This is a genomic window from Planococcus maritimus, assembly GCF_001592825.1.
Lineage (GTDB): Bacteria > Bacillota > Bacilli > Bacillales_A > Planococcaceae > Planococcus > Planococcus maritimus_C.
The window spans coordinates 789,271-813,202 of record NZ_LTZG01000001.1 but is presented as its reverse complement, the minus strand read 5'-3'; the positions used below and the strand labels follow the sequence as shown (position 1 = coordinate 813,202).

At 43.7% G+C, this 23,932-nt stretch carries 17 protein-coding genes and 2 pseudogenes; 14 read left to right on the top strand and 5 right to left on the bottom strand.

Annotated features, from left to right (window positions below; translation table 11 throughout):
* Positions 1 to 454 precede the first annotated feature (454 nt).
* Both istB and istA read right to left on the bottom strand, forming a co-directional pair.
* A pseudogene (gene istB, locus AY633_RS04035) lies at positions 455 to 1,209 on the bottom strand (IS21-like element helper ATPase IstB).
* Positions 1,206 to 2,461: pseudogene (gene istA / locus AY633_RS16900) on the bottom strand (IS21 family transposase). The pseudogenes istB and istA overlap by 4 nt, the downstream one beginning before the upstream one ends.
* Positions 2,462 to 2,690: 229 nt before the next feature.
* Here istA and AY633_RS04025 point away from each other — a divergent pair.
* From AY633_RS04025 to AY633_RS04000, 6 genes are all read left to right on the top strand, one after another.
* On the top strand, positions 2,691 to 4,721 hold the full coding sequence (locus tag AY633_RS04025) for a cell wall-binding repeat-containing protein (protein WP_068486714.1): 2,031 nt from the start codon (positions 2,691 to 2,693) through the stop codon (positions 4,719 to 4,721).
* Between the two features lie 668 nt (positions 4,722 to 5,389).
* On the top strand, positions 5,390 to 7,093 hold the full coding sequence (locus tag AY633_RS04020; RefSeq protein ID WP_068486712.1) for a sigma-54-dependent Fis family transcriptional regulator: 1,704 nt from the start codon (positions 5,390 to 5,392) through the stop codon (positions 7,091 to 7,093).
* A gap of 172 nt (positions 7,094 to 7,265) precedes the next feature.
* The gene (locus tag AY633_RS04015; protein ID WP_068486710.1) at positions 7,266 to 8,258 is read left to right on the top strand and encodes a 2-keto-3-deoxygluconate permease; all 993 of its coding nucleotides are present in this window, start codon (positions 7,266 to 7,268) and stop codon (positions 8,256 to 8,258) included.
* A 13-nt stretch (positions 8,259 to 8,271) separates the two neighbouring features.
* A complete protein-coding gene (locus AY633_RS04010) occupies positions 8,272 to 9,558 on the top strand; it encodes a four-carbon acid sugar kinase family protein (RefSeq protein ID WP_068486708.1) in 1,287 nt (428 codons plus the stop codon).
* Positions 9,545 to 10,546 (top strand): 4-hydroxythreonine-4-phosphate dehydrogenase PdxA, encoded by a 1,002-nt coding sequence (gene pdxA, locus AY633_RS04005; RefSeq protein WP_068486705.1) that lies wholly within the window; start codon positions 9,545 to 9,547, stop codon positions 10,544 to 10,546. The genes AY633_RS04010 and pdxA overlap by 14 nt, the downstream gene beginning before the upstream one ends.
* 386 nt (positions 10,547 to 10,932) lie before the next feature.
* Positions 10,933 to 11,814 (top strand): glycerophosphodiester phosphodiesterase, encoded by an 882-nt coding sequence (locus tag AY633_RS04000; RefSeq protein ID WP_260804491.1) that lies wholly within the window; start codon positions 10,933 to 10,935, stop codon positions 11,812 to 11,814.
* 211 nt (positions 11,815 to 12,025) lie between these two features.
* Here the strand turns inward: AY633_RS04000 and AY633_RS16895 are convergent, their stop codons facing one another.
* Entirely contained in the window at positions 12,026 to 12,520 is a 495-nt protein-coding gene (locus tag AY633_RS16895; RefSeq protein WP_390176110.1) for a TM2 domain-containing protein, read from the bottom strand.
* 262 nt (positions 12,521 to 12,782) lie between these two features.
* Here AY633_RS16895 and AY633_RS03990 point away from each other — a divergent pair, with 262 nt between their 5' ends.
* The 4 genes from AY633_RS03990 (at position 12,783) to AY633_RS03975 (ending at position 18,000) form a co-directional block, all read left to right on the top strand.
* Positions 12,783 to 13,475: a zinc-ribbon domain-containing protein gene (locus tag AY633_RS03990; RefSeq protein ID WP_068486701.1), complete on the top strand. Its 693-nt coding sequence runs from the start codon at positions 12,783 to 12,785 to the stop codon at positions 13,473 to 13,475.
* A 317-nt stretch (positions 13,476 to 13,792) separates the two neighbouring features.
* Entirely contained in the window at positions 13,793 to 14,629 is an 837-nt protein-coding gene (locus AY633_RS03985) for a zinc ribbon domain-containing protein (protein ID WP_068486699.1), read from the top strand.
* A gap of 22 nt (positions 14,630 to 14,651) precedes the next feature.
* Positions 14,652 to 16,502: a TcaA NTF2-like domain-containing protein gene (locus tag AY633_RS03980; RefSeq protein WP_068486697.1), complete on the top strand. Its 1,851-nt coding sequence runs from the start codon at positions 14,652 to 14,654 to the stop codon at positions 16,500 to 16,502.
* A gap of 10 nt (positions 16,503 to 16,512) precedes the next feature.
* Positions 16,513 to 18,000 (top strand): TcaA NTF2-like domain-containing protein, encoded by a 1,488-nt coding sequence (locus tag AY633_RS03975; RefSeq protein ID WP_068486695.1) that lies wholly within the window; start codon positions 16,513 to 16,515, stop codon positions 17,998 to 18,000.
* A gap of 218 nt (positions 18,001 to 18,218) precedes the next feature.
* On the opposite strand, the gene AY633_RS03970 is transcribed toward AY633_RS03975, so the two are convergent.
* Positions 18,219 to 18,518 (bottom strand): YrhK family protein, encoded by a 300-nt coding sequence (locus AY633_RS03970; protein WP_068486692.1) that lies wholly within the window; start codon positions 18,516 to 18,518, stop codon positions 18,219 to 18,221.
* A 775-nt stretch (positions 18,519 to 19,293) separates the two neighbouring features.
* Between AY633_RS03970 and AY633_RS03960 the strand changes: the two genes are divergently transcribed.
* From AY633_RS03960 to AY633_RS03945, 4 genes are all read left to right on the top strand, one after another.
* Positions 19,294 to 19,875 (top strand): competence protein ComK, encoded by a 582-nt coding sequence (locus AY633_RS03960; protein ID WP_068486688.1) that lies wholly within the window; start codon positions 19,294 to 19,296, stop codon positions 19,873 to 19,875.
* Between the two features lie 183 nt (positions 19,876 to 20,058).
* On the top strand, positions 20,059 to 20,676 hold the full coding sequence (locus tag AY633_RS03955; protein WP_068486686.1) for an HAD family hydrolase: 618 nt from the start codon (positions 20,059 to 20,061) through the stop codon (positions 20,674 to 20,676).
* Between the two features lie 88 nt (positions 20,677 to 20,764).
* Complete coding sequence (locus tag AY633_RS03950) at positions 20,765 to 22,252, top strand: right-handed parallel beta-helix repeat-containing protein (protein WP_068486684.1); 1,488 nt, start codon at positions 20,765 to 20,767, stop codon at positions 22,250 to 22,252.
* A 69-nt stretch (positions 22,253 to 22,321) separates the two neighbouring features.
* Positions 22,322 to 23,323 carry a sugar-transfer associated ATP-grasp domain-containing protein gene (locus AY633_RS03945; RefSeq protein WP_068486683.1) on the top strand — a complete coding sequence of 334 codons (1,002 nt, stop codon included), beginning with the start codon at positions 22,322 to 22,324 and terminating at the stop codon, positions 23,321 to 23,323.
* Positions 23,324 to 23,444: 121 nt separating this feature from the next.
* Here the strand turns inward: AY633_RS03945 and AY633_RS03940 are convergent, their stop codons facing one another.
* Positions 23,445 to 23,918 (bottom strand): VanZ family protein, encoded by a 474-nt coding sequence (locus AY633_RS03940; protein WP_068486681.1) that lies wholly within the window; start codon positions 23,916 to 23,918, stop codon positions 23,445 to 23,447.
* Positions 23,919 to 23,932: the final 14 nt, after the last annotated feature.

Sequence of the window (23,932 nt, the reverse complement as noted above, 5' to 3'; positions counted from 1 at the left end):
CATTACTCTGAGTTGATATAAAAGTTTGTGGGAATAACAGACCATAATTTTAGTGATTAGAATGCTATCGAAACTACTGAAATCGAAAATATATGTTTAAAAGTGGTTTATTAAAATTCTTAAATTTATTTGTTTGTATCTCTCTTTATATTTTGAATTGTTCGAATACTTTATTTTTTAGTAATAATTTACCGTTGTTAAAAACTAAAGGAAAAGTTGATATTTTCAAAAACCGGTCTAAGTAGTGCTCCTATTTATTTTTTATATTACAGTCATCAAATAAATTTGAGTTCTTATATCATCTTTTATTTCTTGACTAACTGTTATAAATCTCTAAGAGTAAAATTTTTATTTAAAGAAGATTTAAATTACAAAAGCTTGCTGCATATTTTGCAGTGTGGCAACGCCGGTTTAATTTTCCCCATTATAGCCGGAATAAAATTCCTTACTTGAGCTACTTTGCAGGTGGGGTAGCCGGATAAATTCCGGCTTTTTTCTTTTCCTTCAGACGATAAGAATCACCTTTGATGTTAAAGGTCACCGAGTGGTGAAGCAGGCGGTCGAGAATGGCTGTAGCTAAGACATCATCTCCGAACACCTTTCCCCTGATTTGTTCGAGGTTAGGATCATCGCGCCGTGCTCATATCTCTTCGAGATGACCTGGAAAAAGATATTCGCTGAGAACTCGTCGAGAGGAAAGTAGCCGCCCTCGTCCAACACGATCAAATCCGGTCGTGTCCATTTCTTGATGAGACAGGAGACAGTCCCTTTGGCCTCGGCCTTGTGACATTCCGCAACCAGATCGGCTGCGGTAAGGAAGAGGACACTATAGCCTTGGGTGAGAGCTTCCAATGCAAAAGCGATCGCCAGATGCGTCTTGCCGACACCTGGCGGTCCCAGGAGAAGCCGATTTTCGCCATTCGCAATGTACCGACAGGTCAATGTTTCATTGATGCGTTGCTCATTAAGACTAGATTGGAACGCCAAATCAAAATCATGGATGGTTTTGGTGTAAGGGAGTTTCGCCCGTTGAATTCTTCGGTTCAATTCGGCGGATTCTCGGTGTTCCCATTCTCCGGAAACGACCGTGGGTAAAAAGTCGAAATATGATACATTATGGGTAGAAGCGTTCTCGACCAAATCATCGAGCTGACTGGCCGTATGCGACCAGTTCAGCTGATGAAGCCGTTCTTCCACAAGGGATTTCATTCGAAATCATCTCCTTCAAAGGCGGCGTAAGCTGCGAGGGAACGTGCTTCAACGTAAGGAGTGGAAACGCTTGAATCCTGGGTCGCCAAACCGATGGGATTCTGTTGTTTTCGCTCTTTTTCTTTTGCCTCTTGTATCCCCTCGTAATGTTCAAAGCGGACATGAGTCCGTGTTTCACCCGAAAGAATTGGGTGTTGCGCAATACATTCCACTTCATCAAAGATCTCCAATTGCTTCTCCAACGTCACCTTGATTTTCACTTGATGACCGGCATATCGAAACGGAACGGAATACTTATTCCCCAAGTAGGAGACGAAACAGTCGCGACTGACTTCACGCATTTCCCAATGCGTGGTCGGGAACAACTCCTTTGTTCCCCAAGCCTGTAGGAAAGACTGTTCCTTTTGCCAGCGCTGAACCGGCGGTTCCTGGGTCGTTTCATTCTTTTTCTTGTTCGCGGTCTGATCCAGGCATTTGCGCATGTCCTGGTTCAACGCTTCAAGTGTCGGTTCATCCGTAGTTGAAAGAAGTTACGCTTCATGTAATCGACCGTTCTTTCGACTTTCCCTTTCGTTTGGGGGCGATAGGGTTTGCACGCTTTGGGTGTGACACCGTAGTAAGCGAGAAAATCTTCAAACTTTTGGTTGAAGCGAATTTTTGCCGGTGTATGCCGGATCACCACAGTTTTCATATTGTCGTAGAGAACTTGATTCGGAATGCCGTTGAAATAGGCGAAGGCATTCATGTGGCATTTCATTAAGGTTTCCAATTTCATATCGGTTGTAAATTCGAAGTACTTCATTCGGGAATATCCCAGTACCATCAAAAACGCATAGATTTTTTGAAGGCGTCCATCGACTTCGTATAACCCGATTTCTGCCCAGTCCATCTGTGCCTGTTGCCCAGGTGGGGTCTCAAAGCGCCTTGTTGCCTGTTTCTTCGGCTGTTCCCGGTGCGGCTGCACATAATCTTTCAAGATCGTACTTTTCCCGTCAAACCCTTGCGCCCGAATCTCCTCGAGCAATACCACACAGTTGGTGGTGCCTTCCTGAATCCGTTGAAGCAGGTAAGGTTTATACGGATCTAATTTACTTGTCTGTTTCGTTCGCTTGGCGCTCCGAGGGAGCTGTTCGGCATTTATGTATTTCCGTACGGTTTTCCGGTCGAAACCGGTCTCTTTAGCGATGGCCGTTAATGACCACCCTTTTTGTTGCAGTTCCCGAATCATGAAAAATTCCTCCATTTTCAACATCGACACATACTCCTCTAAAACGTGGTACATGTCGATTATCCTTGATAAATGGGGAATTTTAAAACGGCGTTATTGGGTATTTTATCACCGGTACTGACACAGTGGTCTTTTTTGGTATAACGATCAAATATAACTACAATTAATTGTAAAAAAATGGCTCTATAATTGCTATTAAGTCTTCAATATAATATATTAAAAATAGCAAAATTTTGAAAAGAGGGGGCATTTTATGCTGAATTTAAAAAGGGTTTTCATATTAGTTTCAAGCATATTTTTTTTAGTTTGTATTTCTATGGAAACAAATGCAGAATCAATAGTTAATGTTAAAAATTTCGGGAGTATCCCAAATGATAAAATTGACGATACTCAATCGATTCAGAATGCAATTGACTCACAAAGTGAAAATGGGGGGGGGATAGTTTATTTTGAAGAAGGAGAATATCAAGTTGATGCAATGCAGTCAATAAATTTGAAGGACAATATTACTCTTGAATTTGAAGTGGGAACAATTTTAAAAGCAATTCCAAATTCAGCTGAAAGATATGAAATAATGAAAATTCACGATGTGAAAAATGTTGAATTAAAAGGTGAGGCAAAAATAGTAGGAGATAGAACTGAACATTTAGGAAGTTCTGGTGAATGGGGCTTTGGAATAAGTATTAGAGGTTCTCGGAATATTCTCATAAAAGATATTAATTTATCTGATATGTGGGGAGATGGTGTATATATTGGCAATACTTCAAAACAGAATTATAGCGAAGATATTAAAATTACTAATGTAACTATGAATAATAATAGAAGGCAAGGAATAACGATAGTGTCAGCAAAAAACTTAGAAATTGTAGATGTCGTTATAACAAATACAAATGGTACTTCTCCACAATGTGGAATAGATATCGAACCAAACAACCCAACGCAATTTCTTGAAAATATAAAAATAATAAATTTAAAAACTGATAACAATGAAGGTAGTGGATTGAAATTCTATTTTGAAAATTTCAAGTTTAACGAAAATCCAATAAGTATATTCGTAGATTCTATTTCTAATATAAAAGATGGTTTTGCAGTTAGATCACTTGAGAATATTATTGGAGATATTGAAATAGCTAAATATCATTATTTATTAGACAAAGATTCTCTAATAGCTCCTACGGTAGAACCTGTTACCGACATTTCACAAGAAGTTGTTGGGAGGGCACCAGCAGGTAGCTTTGTAACTGTTTCTGTAGGAAGTCAAGGTTTGGGTAAGGCTCAAGCCAATTCCGCTGGAGATTATACAGTCTCTATTCCAGTTCAGCAAGCAGATGCTTTAATGAGAGTAAGACTTTCAGATGCCCATGGAAACTATGTCTCGAATAAGTATATTACGGTTTTAAAAATAACAGAAACTGACAAAACTAATCGGATTTCAGGAACAAACCGCTATGATACAGCAATCGAAATCTCACAAAAAGGGTGGAACACTTCTGACAAAGTGATATTGGCAACCGCAGCAGATTTCCCGGATGCATTAGCGGGTGGGCCTTTAGCTTATAAGGAAGATGCACCGATTTTATTAACGCGTTCAGAGTCGTTAACAAAAGAAACGAAAGCTGAGATTGACCGGTTGAGTGCCAAAGAAGTAATCATTCTCGGTAGTAAAGGCGCAGTTTCTGAAAGCGTGGACTCTGAGTTGAAGAAAATGGGGCTTGCGACCAACCGGATTGGTGGCAAAAACCGTTATGAAACGGCAGCTATGATTGCGAAACATCTCAATTTCACAGAGGCTATTGTAGCTTATGGTTCGAACTTTCCTGACGTATTATCCATCTCTGCATATGCATCAAGACACGGCATTCCTATCCTATTGACTCGTCACGACAAATTGCCGATAGAAACCAAAGCTGCATTGGAGTCTATATCAAAAACGCATGTCATCGGCAGTACAGGCGTAGTTAGCACAGAAGTATTTAAAGCATTGCCGAACCCGGTGCGCTATGGTGGAAAGAACCGTTATGATACCGGATTACAAGTTAACAGCCAGTTAAAGTTGGGCACTGAAAAAGCATTCATCGCAACCGGCATGAACTTTCCGGATGCACTGGCAGGCTCTGTTTTGGCGGCGAAGAATAACGCACCTATTTTGTTAGTGAAGAAAGACACAATTCCGGCTGAGACGGCAACACAGCTCGATAGTTATAGATCCTATTCCATCTTTGGTGGTACGGGAGCGGTCGGTGAAACCGTCCTTGAGGTGTTGAATAAGCAATTGAATAATTGAGTAGTTAGGACAACAGGGGAGAGATATAAGTGTCGAGGTCGCTTGGGTACATGCCGTTCCAAGAATCAAACGAATTATTACTCCGCATAAATTGGTTGAAGCTTTGCCAGAGTTTGGCATAGCCTTCCCTGTTCTCATAAAAGTCATCTCGCTCGGATTCATGATCACGGTCGTCGGTATCTTAGACGAAGCCAGTTTGATTGCAGCATTCAATTCATGTTAAGTCGAAGCGTTTGTGGTTACTGCTTTAATGTATTGGGGAGTGGCGGCTCTGCTTGTGAAACTGACTAGAAGGTACGATTCTTATTTAATTAGTCATAGGTTGCGGGAGGATGTTGAGTTAGTTTACATCCCTGTGCACCACGCAATTTTTGAGAAGGAAAAGCCGCCAGATGGGGAGTTGACTTTAGTTTTACCCCTATGTGTGATCCATTTCTTCAATAGAGAAAGTCGTCAGTTGAAATTTCAGCTGATGACTTTTTTCTATGTATTCACTGATCTTCATCTTTGAGTATTGGTCGAAATATGGGGAAATCAGGGCAGTTGTATGTAGTGACAGATAAATAGTTCTGCAGGCCTTGGGCGGTTTCAGTTGTGGGCTGGGATGTATACCGGATCCTATGACTTTGCTAAAATAAGGCAAAGGATTGAAAAAGTGGAGGTAGACGATGCGCAAAATAAAAGTAGGGTTCATTTCGCCATACGAGGCGATGATGCCGCTGATCGACGAGCTGGCGGCGGGACAGGAAGATTTACAAATTACGCGCGCTGTCGGGAACTTGGAAGCGGGCGTGGCGCTGGCTCTGGAGATGGAGCGAAACGGTGCGGATGTGTTGATCAGCCGCGGCGGGACGGCGAAGATGATTCGTGAAGCAGTGTCGCTTCCGGTGGTGGAAATACATATCTCAGGCTATGATTTGCTGCGGTCGATTATGCTCGCAGAAGGGCATTCAAACGAGCTGAAGGCGCTGATCGGGTTTCCGAACATCACGATGGGGGCCGCCTCGATTGTCAGTTTGCTGGAGCTCAAGCTGGAAGTAGTCGTCTTGTCTTCTGCATCAGAAGTGGAAGCGGTATTGAAGCGCTTAAAAGAGCGGGGCGTCAAGCAAGTGCTCGGGGATGTTGTCACCATCGATGCGGCAGCGAAGCTAGGCTTGAACGGCTTGCTGATTCAGTCGGGGCGCGAAACATTGCTTGAGTCGTTTGAAGAGGCACGTAGGCTCTTTTGGCATGCCGAGAAAAACCAGCGGCAATTGCGGGCTTTGGAAATACTGTTGGATGGATGGCAGAAAGATGTCGTCGTTCTGGCTGAAGACGGGGAGCTATTGTTTGAGCGCTTTCCCTCTTTTCAGGAGTTGCCGCTTTCAAGTACAGAACTGATGGAACTGCGAAAGCAATTGGTGTCATCAAATAAGCCGCTCGTGAAACTGTACGCCGATTCGAAAACCTCGTTTTATGTGAGGGGGGAAGTGCTAGAGGATCGCAGCGGTTTGCTTACGGCATGGTCGTTTGAAGCTTTGTCATTCGAAACCGAGACAGATGCCCTGACGATAGCGCAGCCTGCGCAATTGCCGTTGATTGTCACAGAAAGTGCGGGAATGAAAAAGCTGCGGCAAATGATTGAATGTGATGAAGCCACGGCAAAGTCCGTCATCATTGCAGGCGAGAAAAGTACGGGAAAACAGACGCTCGCTGAATACATCCATGTTTTTCACGACAGAACCGGATTATTGCTCACGATTGATATGGATCAACTCATACGTCCTTTGCCGGAATTTACCCTGCCGGAACAATCGACTCTCGTATTGTCATACAATAAACCACCGGGACAGGAAACTATCGAACTGACACAAGATTTGATCGGTTCGTTCGGTCGCCGTGAGTTCCACATTATTGCGACGATGCCGACATTCTATGAAGGGGTAGCGGATCTACTGGAGCCGATGCTTCATGTTCAGACGCCGCCGATTAGGGAACGCCAGGACGATGTGCCGTATTTGGTGAACCAATTATTGACCGAATACCATCAACAACTTGGAACCCAGCCGGTCCGTTTGCGGGAAGATGCTATGGCACTCTTGAGCGGTCACGACTGGCCTGGAAACTTGGAGGGAATGAAAGCTTACGTTCGAAAAATAGCGCTGGCGGAAAAATCCTACGTAATTGAAAAGCAGACAATCCTGTCGCTTCCGTTTGATCAGCCAGCTGGAGAGTTCGATATGGCATTTTATTTGGATCCCCAGCACAGTCTGAAGGAGATTGAGCGATACATCATCGAGCAAGTGTTGAAAGAAGAAAATTACAATCAAACCCAGGCTGCGAAGCGATTAGGAATCAACCGGGCCACTTTATGGCGCAAACTCAAAGATTGAGTTTGCGTTTCTTTTTGATTTAAAGTGTTGCAAAATTAAACTATGTATTCATTTTAAGGTTAAATTTAATAAATAGTGTTGCATATTTAAATTATTATTCTTATAGTGGGTAATGAAAACGTTTTCTTGTTACAATTTTCAATCTTTTAAAACAAAGAAAAGAGGGGTTAACATGAAGATTAAAGCGACTTTGGACCGGATTCCTGGCGGCATGATGGTTGTGCCATTGCTCACAGCAGCCGTCATCAATACGGTAGCACCTGATTTATTGCGGATTGGCGGATTTACCCAAGCTTTGTTTGTGGATAGTGCCGGGGTATTGATTGCTTTATTCCTGCTTTGTACGGGGGCGCAGATCAATTTGAAAAATGTTGGGGTCTCACTAGGAAAAGGGGCGACATTACTTGCCACGAAATGGGTGGTCGGCGCTTTATTCGGATTGATTGCTTATATGTTTGCGGGAGATAATGGATTGTGGCTCGGGCTTGCGCCTATCGCCATTATTGCGGCGATGACCAATAGCAACGGCGGTTTGTTCGTCGCACTGGTCGGCCAATACGGAAACAAAGAAGACCGCGCGGCATATTCACTATTGGCTTTGAATGACGGGCCCTTTTTAACGATGGTGGCGCTAAGCATTTTCGGGGCGATGGGCTTTGTGGAAGGCTTGTTTTCTCCAATTGCCTTCATTGCAGTGCTGTTGCCGATTATTATCGGGATGATCTTAGGGAACTTGGACGAAGACATGCGTTCCTTCTTGGATAGCGGCAGTTTGATGCTCATTCCGTTCTTTGCATTCGCACTCGGTATGGGGATCGACTTTACGGCGATTGTTCAAGGCGGTCTAGGTGGAATCGTGCTCGGGCTCTTGACAGTATTTGTTACAGGTACGGCCGGCTATTTCGTGTTCAAGGCGTTTAAATGGAATCCGATTGTCGGGGCAGCGGAAGGCTCGACTGCCGGAAATGCCGTGGCGACACCGGCTGCGATTGCTGCTGCAAGTGCGAGCTTCGCGTCTGTCGTGGATATCGCAACGGTTCAAGTAGCTGCTTCGACAGTCACCACCGCGATATTGCTGCCATTATATATAGGCTTTTTAGTAAAACGATTAGAACGCAAAGGGTTTATTTTTGAAAATGGGGAAATGCTACAAAAGGGTAATTAAGGAGTGGACGAATATGGCAGGGAAGATTGGAATTATTGCTGACGACTTTACAGGGGCAAACGACAGCGGTGTCAGGCTGGCGCAAAAAGGGCTGCGGTCCAAGGTGATGCTCACCCCGCCGGCTCACCCTGCTGCAGATGAACCGGAGATTGATGTGTGGATCGCTGATACCAACAGCCGATCAATCGCACCCGATCAAGCGTATCAAAACGTTTGCCTGGAAATACGGCAGTTAAAAAAGCGCGGCGTCACGAGCTTTTATAAGAAAATCGACTCGACGCTTCGCGGCAATATCAAAGCGGAATTAACAGCATTGCAAGATGAAGCGGCTCTCGATGTCCTATTGATCGCGCCGGCTTTTCCGAGCATGGGGCGTACTGTGGAAGACGGCCATTTATACGTATACGGCCAACTGGTCACTGAAACCGAATTTGCCCGCGACCCCAAAACGCCGGTCTTGTACGATTACATTCCGGACTTGCTGGAAAGTGAAGGCGTTGCGATCGATGTTCTTGATCAAGCACGGCTTCGCGGGGAAGCACCTGAACGGTGGATTGCCGAGCGAGTTCAAAAGGGCGTCCAATGGATTGTCTGTGATACTTTGGAAGAGCGGGATTTAGCGGTACTTGCGGCTCTTGAAGCGAAACTCGATCTCTCGATTGGCTTTGCAGGATCTGCAGGGCTCATCGATCACTTGTATACACCCGCCGCAGGCAATAATGAAAAACCGGCCGGGCAAATGGAAAAAGTGCTCGTGGTGAGCGGCAGCTTGTCGAAAAACACGCAGAGCCAATTAACGAAACTGAGAGAACGGCCTGCGACGTATATGATTGAAGTGGATCCGATGGCTTTACTGGAGAATCCAGCAGGTGTAAAACAGTCGATTTCAAAGCTGGACGAAGCAACGGATTGGGACAGTGCGGTGATTTTTGTCGAGGCATCTGAACGCAACCGTGATCAGGTGAAAGCCTGGGCGAAACAACACGGCGAAAAGACTGAAACGGGCGCCGCCATCATTGCACAAGGCCTGGGCAGTTTGGTGAACGCCGCAATGGAAAAGCATCCGTTCGATGCGGTCGTCATGACTGGCGGCGATACAGCGAAAGCAATCTGCAGCCGGCTTGGCATCGCGGATATGGAATTGAAGTTTGAGATTGAGGCAGGGTTACCGCTTGGTTTGGCCAAATGGCGGGAAAAAGAAATTTCCGTCATCACCAAAGCCGGAGGATTCGGCACTGAAAATTCACTGGTGTATGTAGTGGATTATTTGAAAGGGGCAAAAACGTATGACAATGAGTAAACCAATAATCGGGATCACCATGGGTGATGCGGCGGGCGTAGGACCGGAGATCATCTTGAAAAGTTTTGAACACGATGTGGTACATGAGACAAGCCGTTCGTTTGTTATTGGGGACGCCAACATTTTAGAGCGGGCACAACAATATACCGGCAGCACAAAAGCGATTCGCCGCATTGCGTCGCCTGCAGAAGCGCAGTTTGAGCGTGGCAGCATCGATTGCCTGGACTTAGGGTTGTTGACTGCAGATTTGCCACTCGGCGAAGTATCCGCACAAGCGGGCGATGCCGCTTTTCAGTATTTGGCAAAAGCCATCGAACTGGCCAATGCGGCAGAAATCGATGCCATTTGTACGGCACCGCTGAATAAAGAAGCGTTGCAAAAAGGCGGCCATATGTATCCGGGACATACCGAGATTTTGGCCGACTTGACGGGAACGAAGGATTACTCGATGATGCTGTCTGCGCCGAATCTGAAAGTCATTCACGTCACGACCCATGTGGGGATTGTAGACGCCATTCAAATGATTACGCCAGAACGCGTGCTGCATGTCATTCAATTGGCACACGATACCTTGAAAAAAGCCGGCACTGAAAACCCGAAAATCGCAGTGTGCGGAATCAACCCGCACGCCGGGGAAAATGGCTTGTTCGGTTACGGCGAAGAAGAAGAAAAAGTCATCCCCGCCGTTCAACAAGCACAACAAGCAGGCATCGACGTTCAAGGGCCGCTCCCGGCAGATACACTGTTTTTCCGTACCGTGCGCGGCGACTTCGACATCGTGGTCGCGATGTACCACGACCAGGGCCACGCACCAGTGAAAGTGTTGGGGCTGGAAGCTGGCGTGAACATCACGGTCGGCTTGCCGATCATCCGGACGAGTGTCGATCACGGGACTGCTTTTGATATCGCGGGTACGGGGGTTGCGGATGAGAATAGTTTGGTGGAAGCCTTACGGCAAGCGGTGGAGTTGGCACCGAAGAGAGGGTAGTTTGGTGTTGTGGATTTGGAATGTCCCTGTAAACGGAACTATTCTGATAATAGAAACCTTGTAAGATGGGGATTTGTCGATGTATTTGATCGTTTTTGTCCCTGTGCATGACACAATTCACCATAAAAAAGCGCCAGTTGAGCATTCAACTGGCGCTTTTTGCAGAAAAACAAGCTCGAGAACCACTCGTGCCATATAATAGAACCAGCTAGGACATCTGAGAACTAGTCATAAGAGTAAGGATACCGTCCGAATGGGGGGATTCTTATAACTGAATTCTCCGCGTTCTTGCCTCCTATGTATTCTGCGCATACGTCAGGCTATCGGTCACTTTAAAATTCTTCTTTTAGTACTTTCCAAGTCTCATTTTTGTAATGTGGAGGACGGTGATAATCTTGAAAGGACTGTTAACAGTTCTAGTGGTAGGGTTGATTTGTGCGGCTCTTTATATCTTATTGGATGCTGGTGATAATGATCAGCAGTCTGCTTTATTGGATGAAGATGCCTTTCTTTTGATCGCTCATCGTGGGGCGAGCGCAATTGCTCCTGAACATACGTTAGCATCCTATCAGATGGCGGTAGATATGGGTGCAGATTATATTGAAATTGATTTACAGATGACAAAAGATGGGGTTCTGGTTGCCTTACATGACGATGCGGTGGACCGCACAACCGATGGCAGCGGAAAAGTAGCGGAAATGGATTTGGCAGACATTAAAAAACTGGATGCGGGTTCCTGGTTTAATGCCGAAAATCCGGGCAGGGCGAAAGGTGAGTACGTAGGCATTCAAGTTCCGACCCTCGAAGAAATCTTTACTGCTTTCGGTGATAGTACCAACTATTATATTGAAACGAAACAGCCGGATGAAAGTGAAGGAATGGAAGAGAATTTGCTGGAATTGCTCAATCAGTTTGAGTTGTTGGAAGAGTGTCTACCGGAAGGCAAAGTGATTGTCCAGTCGTTTAGTTCAGACAGTTTAACTGCGATTCATGGAATGGACGACGATATACCACTCATCCAATTGATAGACAACTCGGAGCAGCTAATTCCTTCCCATGAAGCTTTTGAGTTGTATAGGGAATATGCCGTTGGTATTGGCGTTAGTCATAGGAAGGCGGACGAGGTATATATTGCTGCTGCAAGAGAAGCCGGTTTATGGGTCCATCTTTTTGCTGTCGACGAACTAGCAGAAGGGAAGAAGCTAAAATCCTTGGGAGCAAACGGGATCTTTACGAATGATATTGACGCTGTTCGCGGTTTGAAATGATGATGGCGTCCCTGTGCACGACACAATTCGAGAAAAAAAGACCGTCAGTCGGGGATTTCATTTTAGTATTGTCCCTGTACACCACACAATTTAATGCAAAAAGAGACCCAGTTGAATTATCAACTGGGTCTCTTTTTACTTCGGATACATATAAGAATTTCCTGCTAATATGCGAACTAGCTTAATTAGAAGGCGCGAATATTAAGGAGTTCTATTCCCGATATCCTTTGTCGAACTTTCTTGCGAAATCTTGATCGTTCAATATTAAGTATCGAATTCCTTCGATAATACCGAGTATAGCTGGGATGTAAGTCCAGAAGAAAATGATATAGATGATTCCCTGAATCCACTTGCCCAAATAGAATTTGTGAATGCCGAAAGCTCCCAATAAAATAGCGAGCAACCCAGCAGTTACCTTGCTCTTCGAATAGTAGGGCATTCTGGCAGCGTCGCTACCAACGCTTGAAGATGCACTAGCAGCTCCCCCACCGCCTCCAGCGTTCATGAATACCATAGGTTGTTGGCTTTTACCTGAGTCTTCCAGTTTGTCCATTTTTCTCTTTTGGTCTTCGAATATCTCGTCTACACACTTTTTGCAGGTGTTTTTGCCTTTCAATTCAGTATTGCAATTTTCGCAAATGAACTTTCCGCATGATACGCAGGTTCCTACGGATAAAGCTTCTTCGTGTACATAACAATTACTCATAGTTTTCATCTCCTAATTTTTTTATATTTTTAAGTACAATGACATTGGAAATTCGGATTTTTAAGAACTAAATTACTTATGATTATATCGATAAAAATAGTTAATGTATACTACTTATTTGGAAATAAAATAATTATAACTTATTGAGAATATAGCGGTTTTTCTAGTATTCAAAGTGTAATGAAAAATATAGTATTGCCATGTGCCTATTCAAGAAGTAAGATTTTACTAATACTAAATACATGTAATGTGGAGGTAAAAGATGAGCTTTTGTACACAGTGTGGTAACCCTGTTGAAGTGACGGCGAAATTTTGCGGAAAGTGTGGTGCAGGAATTGAGGGGGAGAAGCAAGCTTTACAAAAGAATGGCCCCCTTGATTCAGATGTTAACCCTATTAACTCGCAACCAAGCGCTATTCCTTCTAGCAAAAAGAATCAGAGAAATTGGAAAATCGGTGGACTAATAGCAGTGGCGTTAGTTGCTGTGATTTATTTTATGGTTTCTCCTAAACAATTGTCCGTGCCGGAATATGAGAATCTAGCGATTAAATTACTGGTTGCTGATGAACTGGCAATGGAGGAGTTCGGTGAAGCGATCGAATATTCGAATGTATACTTTGGGTTTGAACCAGACTGGTCAGAAGAATATAGACAATTTGTGGAACCTGCAAATAAGCTTGAGCAGGAGTTTGGGAATTTAAGAAAGACCTTAGAGGATGTAAAGCCTCCGCGTCAATTTGAATTTGAGCATGAAACGATGCTAAAAGCTTTTGTGGCCCACGAAACCATGGCTGCCAGCCTCGGAGCCTTTATGGACACTGGCAGAGAAGAACACATCGAGTCTTTTGAAGAATACGAAAGTAGAGCTGAAGATTATATTGAAGAGTCGATTTTCGCATCGGAGCAATATGAAGATCGAGTGTATGAAGCTTATCAAAGTTCGATGGTGGAATGAGTGGCAGAGATATAGAGAATAACGGCCAGTATGCAGATCATAATGTTCTGCATACTGGTCTTATTTTTTACAAAGCGATCGACTTAGAATACTTTTCAATAAAATAAGGGACCGAATTGTTGGGCATTTAGTCGAACTAACATAAATTTCGAGCACGTGTAGTACTATCTATTTTTTTACTGATATTGCCTTTACTTACAGGTAGATTCTATTATAATGGTAAAAAGGTACTGTCGATGTTAAAAAAACGTGTACCTTTTGAATTCCTGCAATTGTACCTACTTTTATCTACTACTTATTAACAGGAGGGAACAGAAATGAAATGTCCAAATTGTCACCATGAACAAGATACGGGGAAATTCTGCGGAAAATGTGGAGCGGGCCTGGGCGCAAATCCGAACATGGGGGCCCAAGCAACCGTAACGCCAGAACCAGCCGGGTATCAGGCAGCTACTGCAGTTAATCCTGCGCACACGGAACCCAACCAGCACGTGGAAAAAGTGAAAGTGCAGTCAAAGCAATACTGGAATTATTTCTTGCGTTATTTCAAGCAACCGGGATCGATTATCGACCAGTCGGCTGATCAGTTCGTCAATGCTCTTATTACGATGGGGATTTTTGCGCTATTCTTCTCGTTAGCTATTTATAAAAACTTGAGTGTGGCGCTTAGCCCGATGGACGAGCTTGGTGGTTTCTTCGGCGGTTCTCAAAGCCTTATGCCTTCCTTTTTCTCAGTTCTTTTTGGTACTGTGCTAACTTTGGGCTTGCTTTTCGCCCTGTCTGCAGCCTGTATCTACGCGGTCAGTAAGTTTGCCGGGCCGGATGGATCGTTCAAGAGTATTGTGACCAGCTATGGGACTTTGATGATCCCATCGGTAGGACTTGTCGTGCTTGCGTACGCTTTATTGTTAATCAGCTCCATGACTTTCGGGAATTTGGTGCTGATTATCAGCTTGAGCTTAGCTGTTTCGGTGATGCCATTGTATTTGGTTACCGTTTTATTGAAGAAAGCTTCAAAAACATTTGATTCGTACTATGCGTACCTTTCTTACATCGTGTTATTCACGATAGGTACATTCATTATTATGACCGTGTTTTTTGACTCAACGATTGGCCGTTATATGGATGATTTTAGCGATCTATTTTACTTTTAAAATTTGAAAGCATGGTGAAAATATGAAGACGTTCTGTACAAATTGCGGGCATGAAAATGACCAAGCCAACCAAGTATGTGTGGAGTGCGGAAAGCCGCTTTCTAAAGACAAGCTGAAAGCGAACTCCCCTGCGCCGAAAAGAGATAAAAAACCTCTAAGTTTAAAAACGAAAATACTGGGTGTAGTGGGGATCTTGCTCATCGCATCTTTAGTGGGAGTCTATTCGTGGGGAACAAAGACGGCGTCGGCGGAGACAGCGGTGTCCAAATTCTTCGAAACATTGCAAAATGAAGATGCAGAAGGTTTGGCCAAACAGGTCCAGTTATCAAATGGCAAGAAGATGACAACTAAAGAGGCAGAAGCGTTTATCGCAGAGTATGGCGATATCACGCCTTATGAGCTGGAAGATGTCGCGAACGTTGAGAAAAATGGAAAAGTGATGGGGGTTTTCAATGCCCATCGAGTTGTCATTCCGGTTCAGAAAGTGTCCTTCTATTTTGCTGACGAAGGGCTAACGCTGAGCTTAAATGGTGAACTGGTAGAAGAAAGTAAGACTAAAGATGATGAATATATATTTAGTGGGATTACCCCTGGTAGCCATAAAGCTGAGTTTATCTACAAAGGCGAGTTTGCCGAATTCACTTATCCATTTGATTTATATGTAGGATTGAGCCGTGCCTCATCAGAACCTGAGGAAATTTACGAAGAGTTGCCGCTCACTTCAGTGGTGTTTGCCTTGGATACTTTTGTTGTCGATACACCAGAAGCGAATAAAGTAATGATTGGAGAGACAGAAATCCCAGTGAATGAAATGGGCGAAACTGATGAAGTCGGTCCGCTTTTATTTGACGGCAGCGTGACGGCGCAGGCTCAGGTAGATTTCCCGTGGGGCACCCAATTATCCGAACCGGTAGAAATTACTTCTGGATATGAGACCTTGGAGTTCACTGGACTGGACGAAAAACAGCAGCCAGCTTTAATCGAACAGGTAAAAGTCTTCGCTGAAGAGTACGTGGAAGCCTTTGCTAAGCGAGATGAAGCCGTGTTTACAAGCGTAGAAAAAGACCAGCTTGCTGTATCTAAGGAAGATTTTAAGTGGATGAAAGAATACGAAAATCACTTTATGGGAGCGCTGACTGAAGTCGGCATCGATGAAGATTCGATTGCCATTTTAGATGACGGAAAAACCGTAGAGCTCGGTGCAGAATTCCTGATTGACGGTGACGAATATTACGTGTCGGATACACCTGAGTCTGAAGAAATCACAAAAGACGTGGCCATGAATTTTGTCTATGACGAAGAGAATGAAAAATGGATGGTGAGCTCGTACAACGACGATATTTGGATGTACGACGTAGCGCCGACTAAAATAGTTGAAGGCAGCAAGAAGATGCATAAATCCAGTGGGACTTCAAAAACAGCAGTTGAAGAAGAAAGTAAAGAAGAAAGCGAAGAAGAAAGTGAAGAAGAAAGTGAAGAAGAAAGTGAAGAAGATACTGGAGGTTTCGCTGATAGTGATGAAACCGTGGAATGGTTCATGAGTGATTACAACGACGCCAGTGTCGCGGCCATCAACCAGGGAGATTACTCAGTCGTGTCCGAATTTGTACTGGAAGACAGCCCAAAAGCGAAAGAACAGTCTGCATTCGTCGATAGCATGTATGAAAAAGGAATCACGGAAGAACACTTAGATACTACATTAGAAAACATTGAATCGGTTGGCGGAAAGTATTATGAAGTGACTACTATTGAAACGTTTATCATTCATGGTACAGAGAAAAGTAGTGAAAAAACCTATCGAACAGTCACGAAAATTACGGAAGAGGCTGATGGACTTCAGGTTTACGAGTTAATATCAACAAAAGAAATATAGGAGGGAAAAGATGAATCGTTTTTGTAGTGAATGTGGCCACAAACTAGAAGCGGATCAGGTTTTTTGTCCGGAATGTGGGACTCAGCAAAAAACAGAAAAGCTTGAACAGCAGCAGGCACCGGTCCAACCTCAAGCACCAGTTCAACCGCAAGCACCTATCCAGGATCAAGCTCCAAAGCCACCAAGAAAGCCAATGACATTAAAGAAAAAAGTGGGCTTGTCGCTTGTCGTCTTGCTTGCGGCAGGCGGAGTCGCTGGACACCAAATCATCAAAGCGAATACAGAACCTCAACAAAAAGTCGATGCATTTCTCCAGGGCTTATACGAAGGGGATATGGATAGCGCAATGGGAGAAATCAATGTGCCCAAAGATACAGTCTCAGATTTCACTGCTTTTCAAGATTATTTAGTGGAACAGGATTTAACAGAGTTTAAATCCCGTTTTTACGAAGCTGGCAGTGGAGTTGTAGAAGATGGCATTACAAGAGTCGTGCTTCATGAAAATGGTACGGAACTGTTTAAGGTGAAGGAAAGCAAATTCATCGGCATGTATCCAGGTATTGAGATCGAAGCGATCCCGATGGACGTGGAGCTTGCTTCAGACGTGGAAGGCATGGAATTCATGTTAGGGGATGAGTCTGTTGCTACCGTAGATGGAGAGCTGCCACTTGGGAAATACTTGCCTGGCGTCTATAACTGTTCCTTGTCGATGAAAAATGGCGAAGTCGAAAAACTGGTGGAGTCCGAGTGTGGAATTACAGAAGGCGATGAAATCCTGCTGGATTTCAATCTCAAAGACATGGGCGTAGAAATTTGGTCGAATGACGAAGAGGCCATTGTTTATATCAACGAGAAATCGACTGGAAAAACGGTAAAAGATTTGCCTTTTGTTGGTCCGCTTGCTGAAGATGAAACCATTAAGCTATTTGCTGAAAGAAAGAATGTTAAAGGTGATGTCGAACAGTCGGAAGTCATAGAAGCTGGAATCGGCAGCTTTATTCAATTACCGATCTATGCAGCTGTGGCCGAGGATGAAGAAAAGGAACAGTCGGAAGAAAAGGAAGATGAGGAAGAAAGTGAAGAGGCGGCAGAAGAGGAAGTAGAAGAAGAGGAGACTGCAGAAGAGGTGACTGCTGAGCAGTTGCAAACCTTCATCGCAGATTTCCGCTCCGCTTACGAAATTTCACTGAACGCAAAAGACTTCTCTGTTGTCGATAGCTACCTGAAAGAAGGCAGCATCGCCCGCAAAGAACTGGTCGACTTCATCGGAAATATCGGAAACGATTATTATTTGTATGAATTCTGGGTCGACGAAGCGGTCGGTGTGGAAATTCAAGGGGACAAAGCATTCGTCACGACTTATGAAGAATTTGATTTCACCAATCACTTAAGCGAAGTGACGAATTACAAACGAAGCAAAAAATATGAGATTCAAGGATTGGATAGTGGGGATCTGAAAATCTCGAGAATTGATATTATTGATACTACCCGGGACTGATATGGTGGTGGTGTCCCTGTGCACGGAACGATTCTGACAACGGAAATATTGTAGCGTGGGGATTTGGCGGATGGTTAGACCGTTTTTGTCCCTGTGCGCGACACAATTCAAGTGAAAAAGCCCCCAATCGGCGGACCGATTGCGGGCTTTTCTCTATTTTCTAGTCAGTATAAGGGAGCTCTATATCACACTTCGCAATCATCTTACGAGTCGAATGTTCATTGTCCGGAATTATCACCGGGTCCAGCGTTGCCGGATTGGATTTTCTTTAGGTGAATTTCTCTGAAAATGCGCATCAGCGGGCGAATGAGCAGTTCGATGCTTCCGAATAGAAAGAACCAGATCGCTACCGTTTCTGTTTCCTTCCAAAAGAATAAGGTACTGCCGATGATGAACCAAACCGCGATGAGGACATCGTTTACATTGTAGTAGAACTTATAGCGGTTGCGAATAATGAGTTCGTGATTGCCTGAAATAACATCAATTTCTGGATGCTCGGTTTCATTTTGTCGTGGCATGGGTGAATGCACCTCCTCCAGACACAGTCTCGATTCCGTCGATTCATTTTTCCATACCCCAAAATGGCGGCACTTAAAAGAAGTTCATGATATTGCCGTGGCCGTTTCTTGATATTCAGGAGTTGATGCATGGCTTAGTCCTCGAAGTTCTGAAAAAAGTAGGCTGTTTTTGGTCAAATCCCAAATGTGGGATCATAACTGCAGCGCAGAAAATAAGCTTATTTTTAACCGAAATAAGCGGAGAAATGACAAAATTAAGCGACAAAATGGTGGATTTGATGAGTCTTTTTGACTTAAGTTGGCTAATGACCATATTCGCGTAGAAAAGGGAAAAATATCTATACAAGTAGACCTAAAAAACTATATAATGAGTAAAGTTAGAATAGAGTGACAAATTCATTCCGCTTTAGCGGCCGTAAGAGTTCCAACCTAATGCGCTGGAGCTTGGCGGCTGTGAGAGCCCACTTGGAGCGACGGAGAGTCAGGGGTATTTGGCTGATGGGGTTTATCTAAAACGTGGAAGCAGATGAGATGCCGCGAGTGCGCGGGATGTCGTTGAATCGGATAGCTGTTCTCGAAACTGACGATGAAATCGAATATGGGGAGGTGGGCTATGTACACGCTTAAGGGGATTAAGGCAAAAAGAAACCTCCGGATGTAATGGTCTTGGGAGACAGACATCCGGAGGCACTCAGTTGGAGTGTACCAACTATTAGTTAGTATACTCCTTTTTGGTTGAAGAGATAAGCATAAACTCAAAAAAGGGGATACGGAAATGAGAAAACGGAAGAATTTCAAGTTGGAAATGAATATTGAAAAGGAAATCGGGCAAGATACCGTATTGATTTTGCCGGACTACGATGAACATGGTTGCTTGAATTCAGTGATTTATCATACGGGCGGCATGATCAAAGTCGAGTCGAAGCCTTTCGATTTGATCGATACGAATTTACGCTTCCGGGGGTCGAGCATGCGCGGCGCGGTGGAAGGGTCTGCGGCGATTCTTGGGAAACTCAATAAGAACCCAATCATCATCGACCGCGATAAAGGCATTATTTTATTGCCAAGCAAGTCAGCATTGCTAGAAGGCTGCGTCTGGCTGTCCTTGCAGCATATCATGGAATGCATTAGCCTGGACGGCCGTACGACGAAAGTCAATTTGAGCACGGGCAGTTCGATCATCCTCGAAGGCAGCAAGAAGTCGATCCAGCGCCGCATGGAAAAAGCATACGAGCTTCAGTTCAAGATGGAAGCGCAAAAACGGTTTTTCGAAAGCGGCCGGACCTTGCCGGAGACGACGTATCATCTGGTTAAGCAAGCGGGACAAGTGAATTACGAGCATAAGGCTTTGGAATAGATAGTAGGGGGAGAGCGGGCATTGTGCCTGCTCTTTTTTGTGTTCGTGTCCCTGTGCATTACACAATTCGCGTGTGAAAAAGCTAGTGATAGCGGGATTTCACTCGCTTTACGTCCCTGTGCACGACACAATTCTCCCCGTGCGGTAAACTGGAGAAAACGCACGAGAAAGGAAGTTATACATATGGACAGCATCATTTTTGATTTGGACGGGACATTGTGGAATTCGCTCGACGTCGTGTTGAAGGCATGGAACGAGGCGCTGGAGGAAAGCGGCGCAGAGGGGAATTTGACGAAAGAGGATATCCGCGGCGTCATGGGGCTGCAGTCAGATGACATCCGGGAGAAGCTGTTCCCTCATCTATCGGATGAGCAGCACCGCATCTACACCGAGAAGGCGTCGGAGTTGGAAAGTGCGTATTTACGCAAACAAGGCGGCCAACTGTACGAAGGTTTGGAGCATGTGCTGGAGCGATTATCACAGAAATACAATTTATACATCGTCAGCAATTGCCAGGAAGGCTATATCGAAAGCTTCTATGCGTACCACAAGCTGGATCGGTATTTCCAGGATTTCGAGAATCCGGGAAGAACGGGCTTATCGAAGGGTGAGAACATCCAGCTGGTCATGGAGCGCAACAATGTGGATAAAGCCGTGTATGTCGGCGATACCGCAGGCGACCAGAAGGCGGCAAAAGCGGCCGGGACCCCGTTTGTTTATGCGGCGTATGGATTCGGGGAAGTGGAGGAATATGATTATGTGATCGAGCGCTTCGGGGATTTACTGACATTATTTATGTGAAAAAGCGGAAGTGTTGTAGCGATAGAATTTAGTTAAATACCTTGCTACAATAAGCATCAATAGAATAGTTATTACGCAGTAGGCAGATATGACGTTTAACGTAAAAAGTTTTGGTGCGAAAGCTGACGGACTCACTGATGATACTAATGCCATTAAATCTGCATTCAATCAAATGCCGTCTGGTGGCACTCTTTTCTTTCCCGCGGCTCAGAATTATCGAATCTCAGAACCAATTATTATCAATAAGCCATGCACAATTACCGGTAATAAATCATTACTCAGTTCTTTGACTAGTGATATCTTCATAGTAAACGCCGATAACGTTTCGATTACAGGAATTGATTTCATCTGTGACACCAGTAATTATTTCAAAGATCGCACTTTCATTAAAGCTACAGGCAAGAACTTTGTGTTTGCGAACAATCGCATAAAGGGTATTCAACACAGCGGAGTTAAGCTCGAAGGGACCACTAATGCCAAGATTATAAACAATGACTTTAAAGATTGTGCTTATATGGTTTATTGCAGTAATACTGCCGTAACCTCAATTCAAAATAACTATTTCACGGGAGGTAGAACTCACTATTCTAGTGGAGAAACAACAGTTGGTGACGGCGTCAAGTTAACTGGCGACTACAATAGAGAAATCATTATTAACGGAAATTTCTTTGAAGGCATTTACAGAGATGCTATTGACATGTTCCGAGGTGGATTTAACGTAATTATTTCAAACAATGTTATGAAAGATATAGACATCTTAGGTTTGGACATAAAGACAATATACCGGAATCCTGAAGATCCTAACGGTACGTCGACCGAAGAAAACAAGAGTAGAGAATACACCATCACAGGAAATAGATTTTACAACTGTGGCACTACTCCGGATGGTGCAGCTATATCTATCACCCACTCTGAGCATAGGACAGGGCTTACAAGAGACTACAAAAGAGGCGTAGAAAGTGTATTGATTTCCAACAATTATATCGACAAGACATCTCGTCTCGGAATTGTTTTGGAGAGTTGTTTTGATATTAGTATTAGAGGAAATACGATAAAGAAAGTTCCTGGTAAAGCGATTCCGTTACTGGGTGAATGCAGAAACATCAGAATATCAAATAATGATATCGATGCAAGTGGCAGTAATGACGCAGTTATCGCTCCAAACACTCTGTGTTCTAATATAACGATTACAGGGAACTCAATAAATAGAAGTGACACTACAATTTATAGTGGGATTTTTCTTGAAGGGGATTATTTGGAAGTCTTAAATAACACCGTCAAAAACTTCGCTGTAGGGATTAGTTCCTCATTAGGGAAAAGACATCATTTGAATGGCAACAACCTTTATAATTGCTCAACCGCTGGCATTAGTACGGGCGGTTCTACGACATCGCCGATCGAATCTATATATCAAGCAAACGTTATTCACGATTCTTCACGAGCATTTTTCTTTAGGAGTGCAGATGGCAAAAACTTAGTAGTCATGAATAACGTTTCTGTAAAATGCAGTACCAACTATTCCAATAGTAGTTCAATAGAAGCGAGTAAATTTATTAATAATCAAGTTATAGCGTAGCTAGTAATTAATTTACCTCTACTCATCCTCTTTCTCAATTGGTATACTTTGTTAAAAAGGAGTGTTCATATGAGTAGTGTAGTAAGTAAAATGATCTATTTCGGATATTTTTTAAAAAGCGCGAATTATAAAGAATTGCGTCAAAACATTAATTTCGTAAGCAAAGAAAAAGAGGTTTCCAAAATTAAGATAGTTGGAGATTTTCTATCTTCGTCAATCAAATATGAATCGAGTTTTGAAGATTATTTTGATTTGAGGTTCTTTGACATGCCGAAAGGCGAAAGAAAAAACTATGCTACCACTGGCATTATGAAACAATATCACACACAAAAGAACCAAAAAAAAGAAGCCGAATACTTTAGAAATAAGTTTTTGTTTTCTGAAAAATTCCCTTCTTACACAAAACGTTCTTTCTTACAAACAGATGATGTTTCTGAGGAAGAAATTGCGAAATGGTTTGTGACTCATGAAAGTTTCATAGCAAAACCTCTTTCCGGTCAAGTCGGTAAAGGGGTGGAAAAGTTGAGTGTTAATGACTTCGAAAGCCTAAATACATTAATCACTTATTTAAAGACAAACAAGTTAAATTTATTGGAAGAGGTAATCGATCAACACGAAGACATGAGCTCTTTGAACCCTACCTCGGTAAATACTGTGAGAGTGATGACTGATTTGCACAATGATAAAGTTCGCATTTTGGGAGCAAGTTTACGGATCGGTATGGGTGGAATCGTAGATAATATGGCAGCTGGAGGAATAGCAGCCCCTGTCGATCCTGAAACTGGAATAGTTTCGGGAACGGCAATGTCTAAGAGCGTAAAAAGAGAAATTTATTCTGAGCATCCGATTACAGGTGCTGCAATAACAGGAATTCAATTGCCTTACTGGGAAGAAGTATTAAAAATGGTCAGGGCGGCAGCGTTGGTTGTTCCAGAGGTGAAATCAGTTGGGTGGGACGTAGCTATCACCCCAAATGGACCAGCAATTATTGAAGGTAATGACAACTGGGATAAAGTCTTGTGGCAAATGCCTCAAAGCAAAGGTTTGAAATACATGCTTGATTCAAAGTAGAAGCAAACTGCATATTAATGAAATTAGTCAAATCTTTATTGATATTAAATGTAAATAGAGTACTTACTATAACAGCAGGTATAAAAAAGCCGGAAGTCTCGTGTCTCGAGATTTCCGGCTTTTAATGCGTTTTATCATCTTTTAAAACATGGGACAGTTTCCGCATGGCATCTGAAAAAGCGGGAATCACACCTCCGTGAGACCGAACATGCACGCTCAAACGGTAAGCAGCGTAAACCCCGGCGACATCAATAACAACATCGACGAGCCTCCCGCTGCGTTCAAAGAACAATTGCAGGAACTCCGTGAACAGGGCGAACAAGCTGCATAGGACGATGGCGGCGCGGTGGTCTTTGATGGCTTGATTTAGTAATAGATACAATACGCCGAATGACAGGGCGTGGCCGGTCTTCTGGAACACGTAGAGCCTGCTGTCGAGGTGGATGTCGCTTGTGATGAATAGGTCGGACAGGTTCGGGAACAGCCGAATGTTGAAGTTGACGTCGTGTGCGAATAGCGCTGTGAAGTTGTAATTATTGGTGGCGACGAGGATGCACAGCGCCCACAGGAGGACGGGGATGCATTTGGCTTTCATAATAGGTTCCTCCG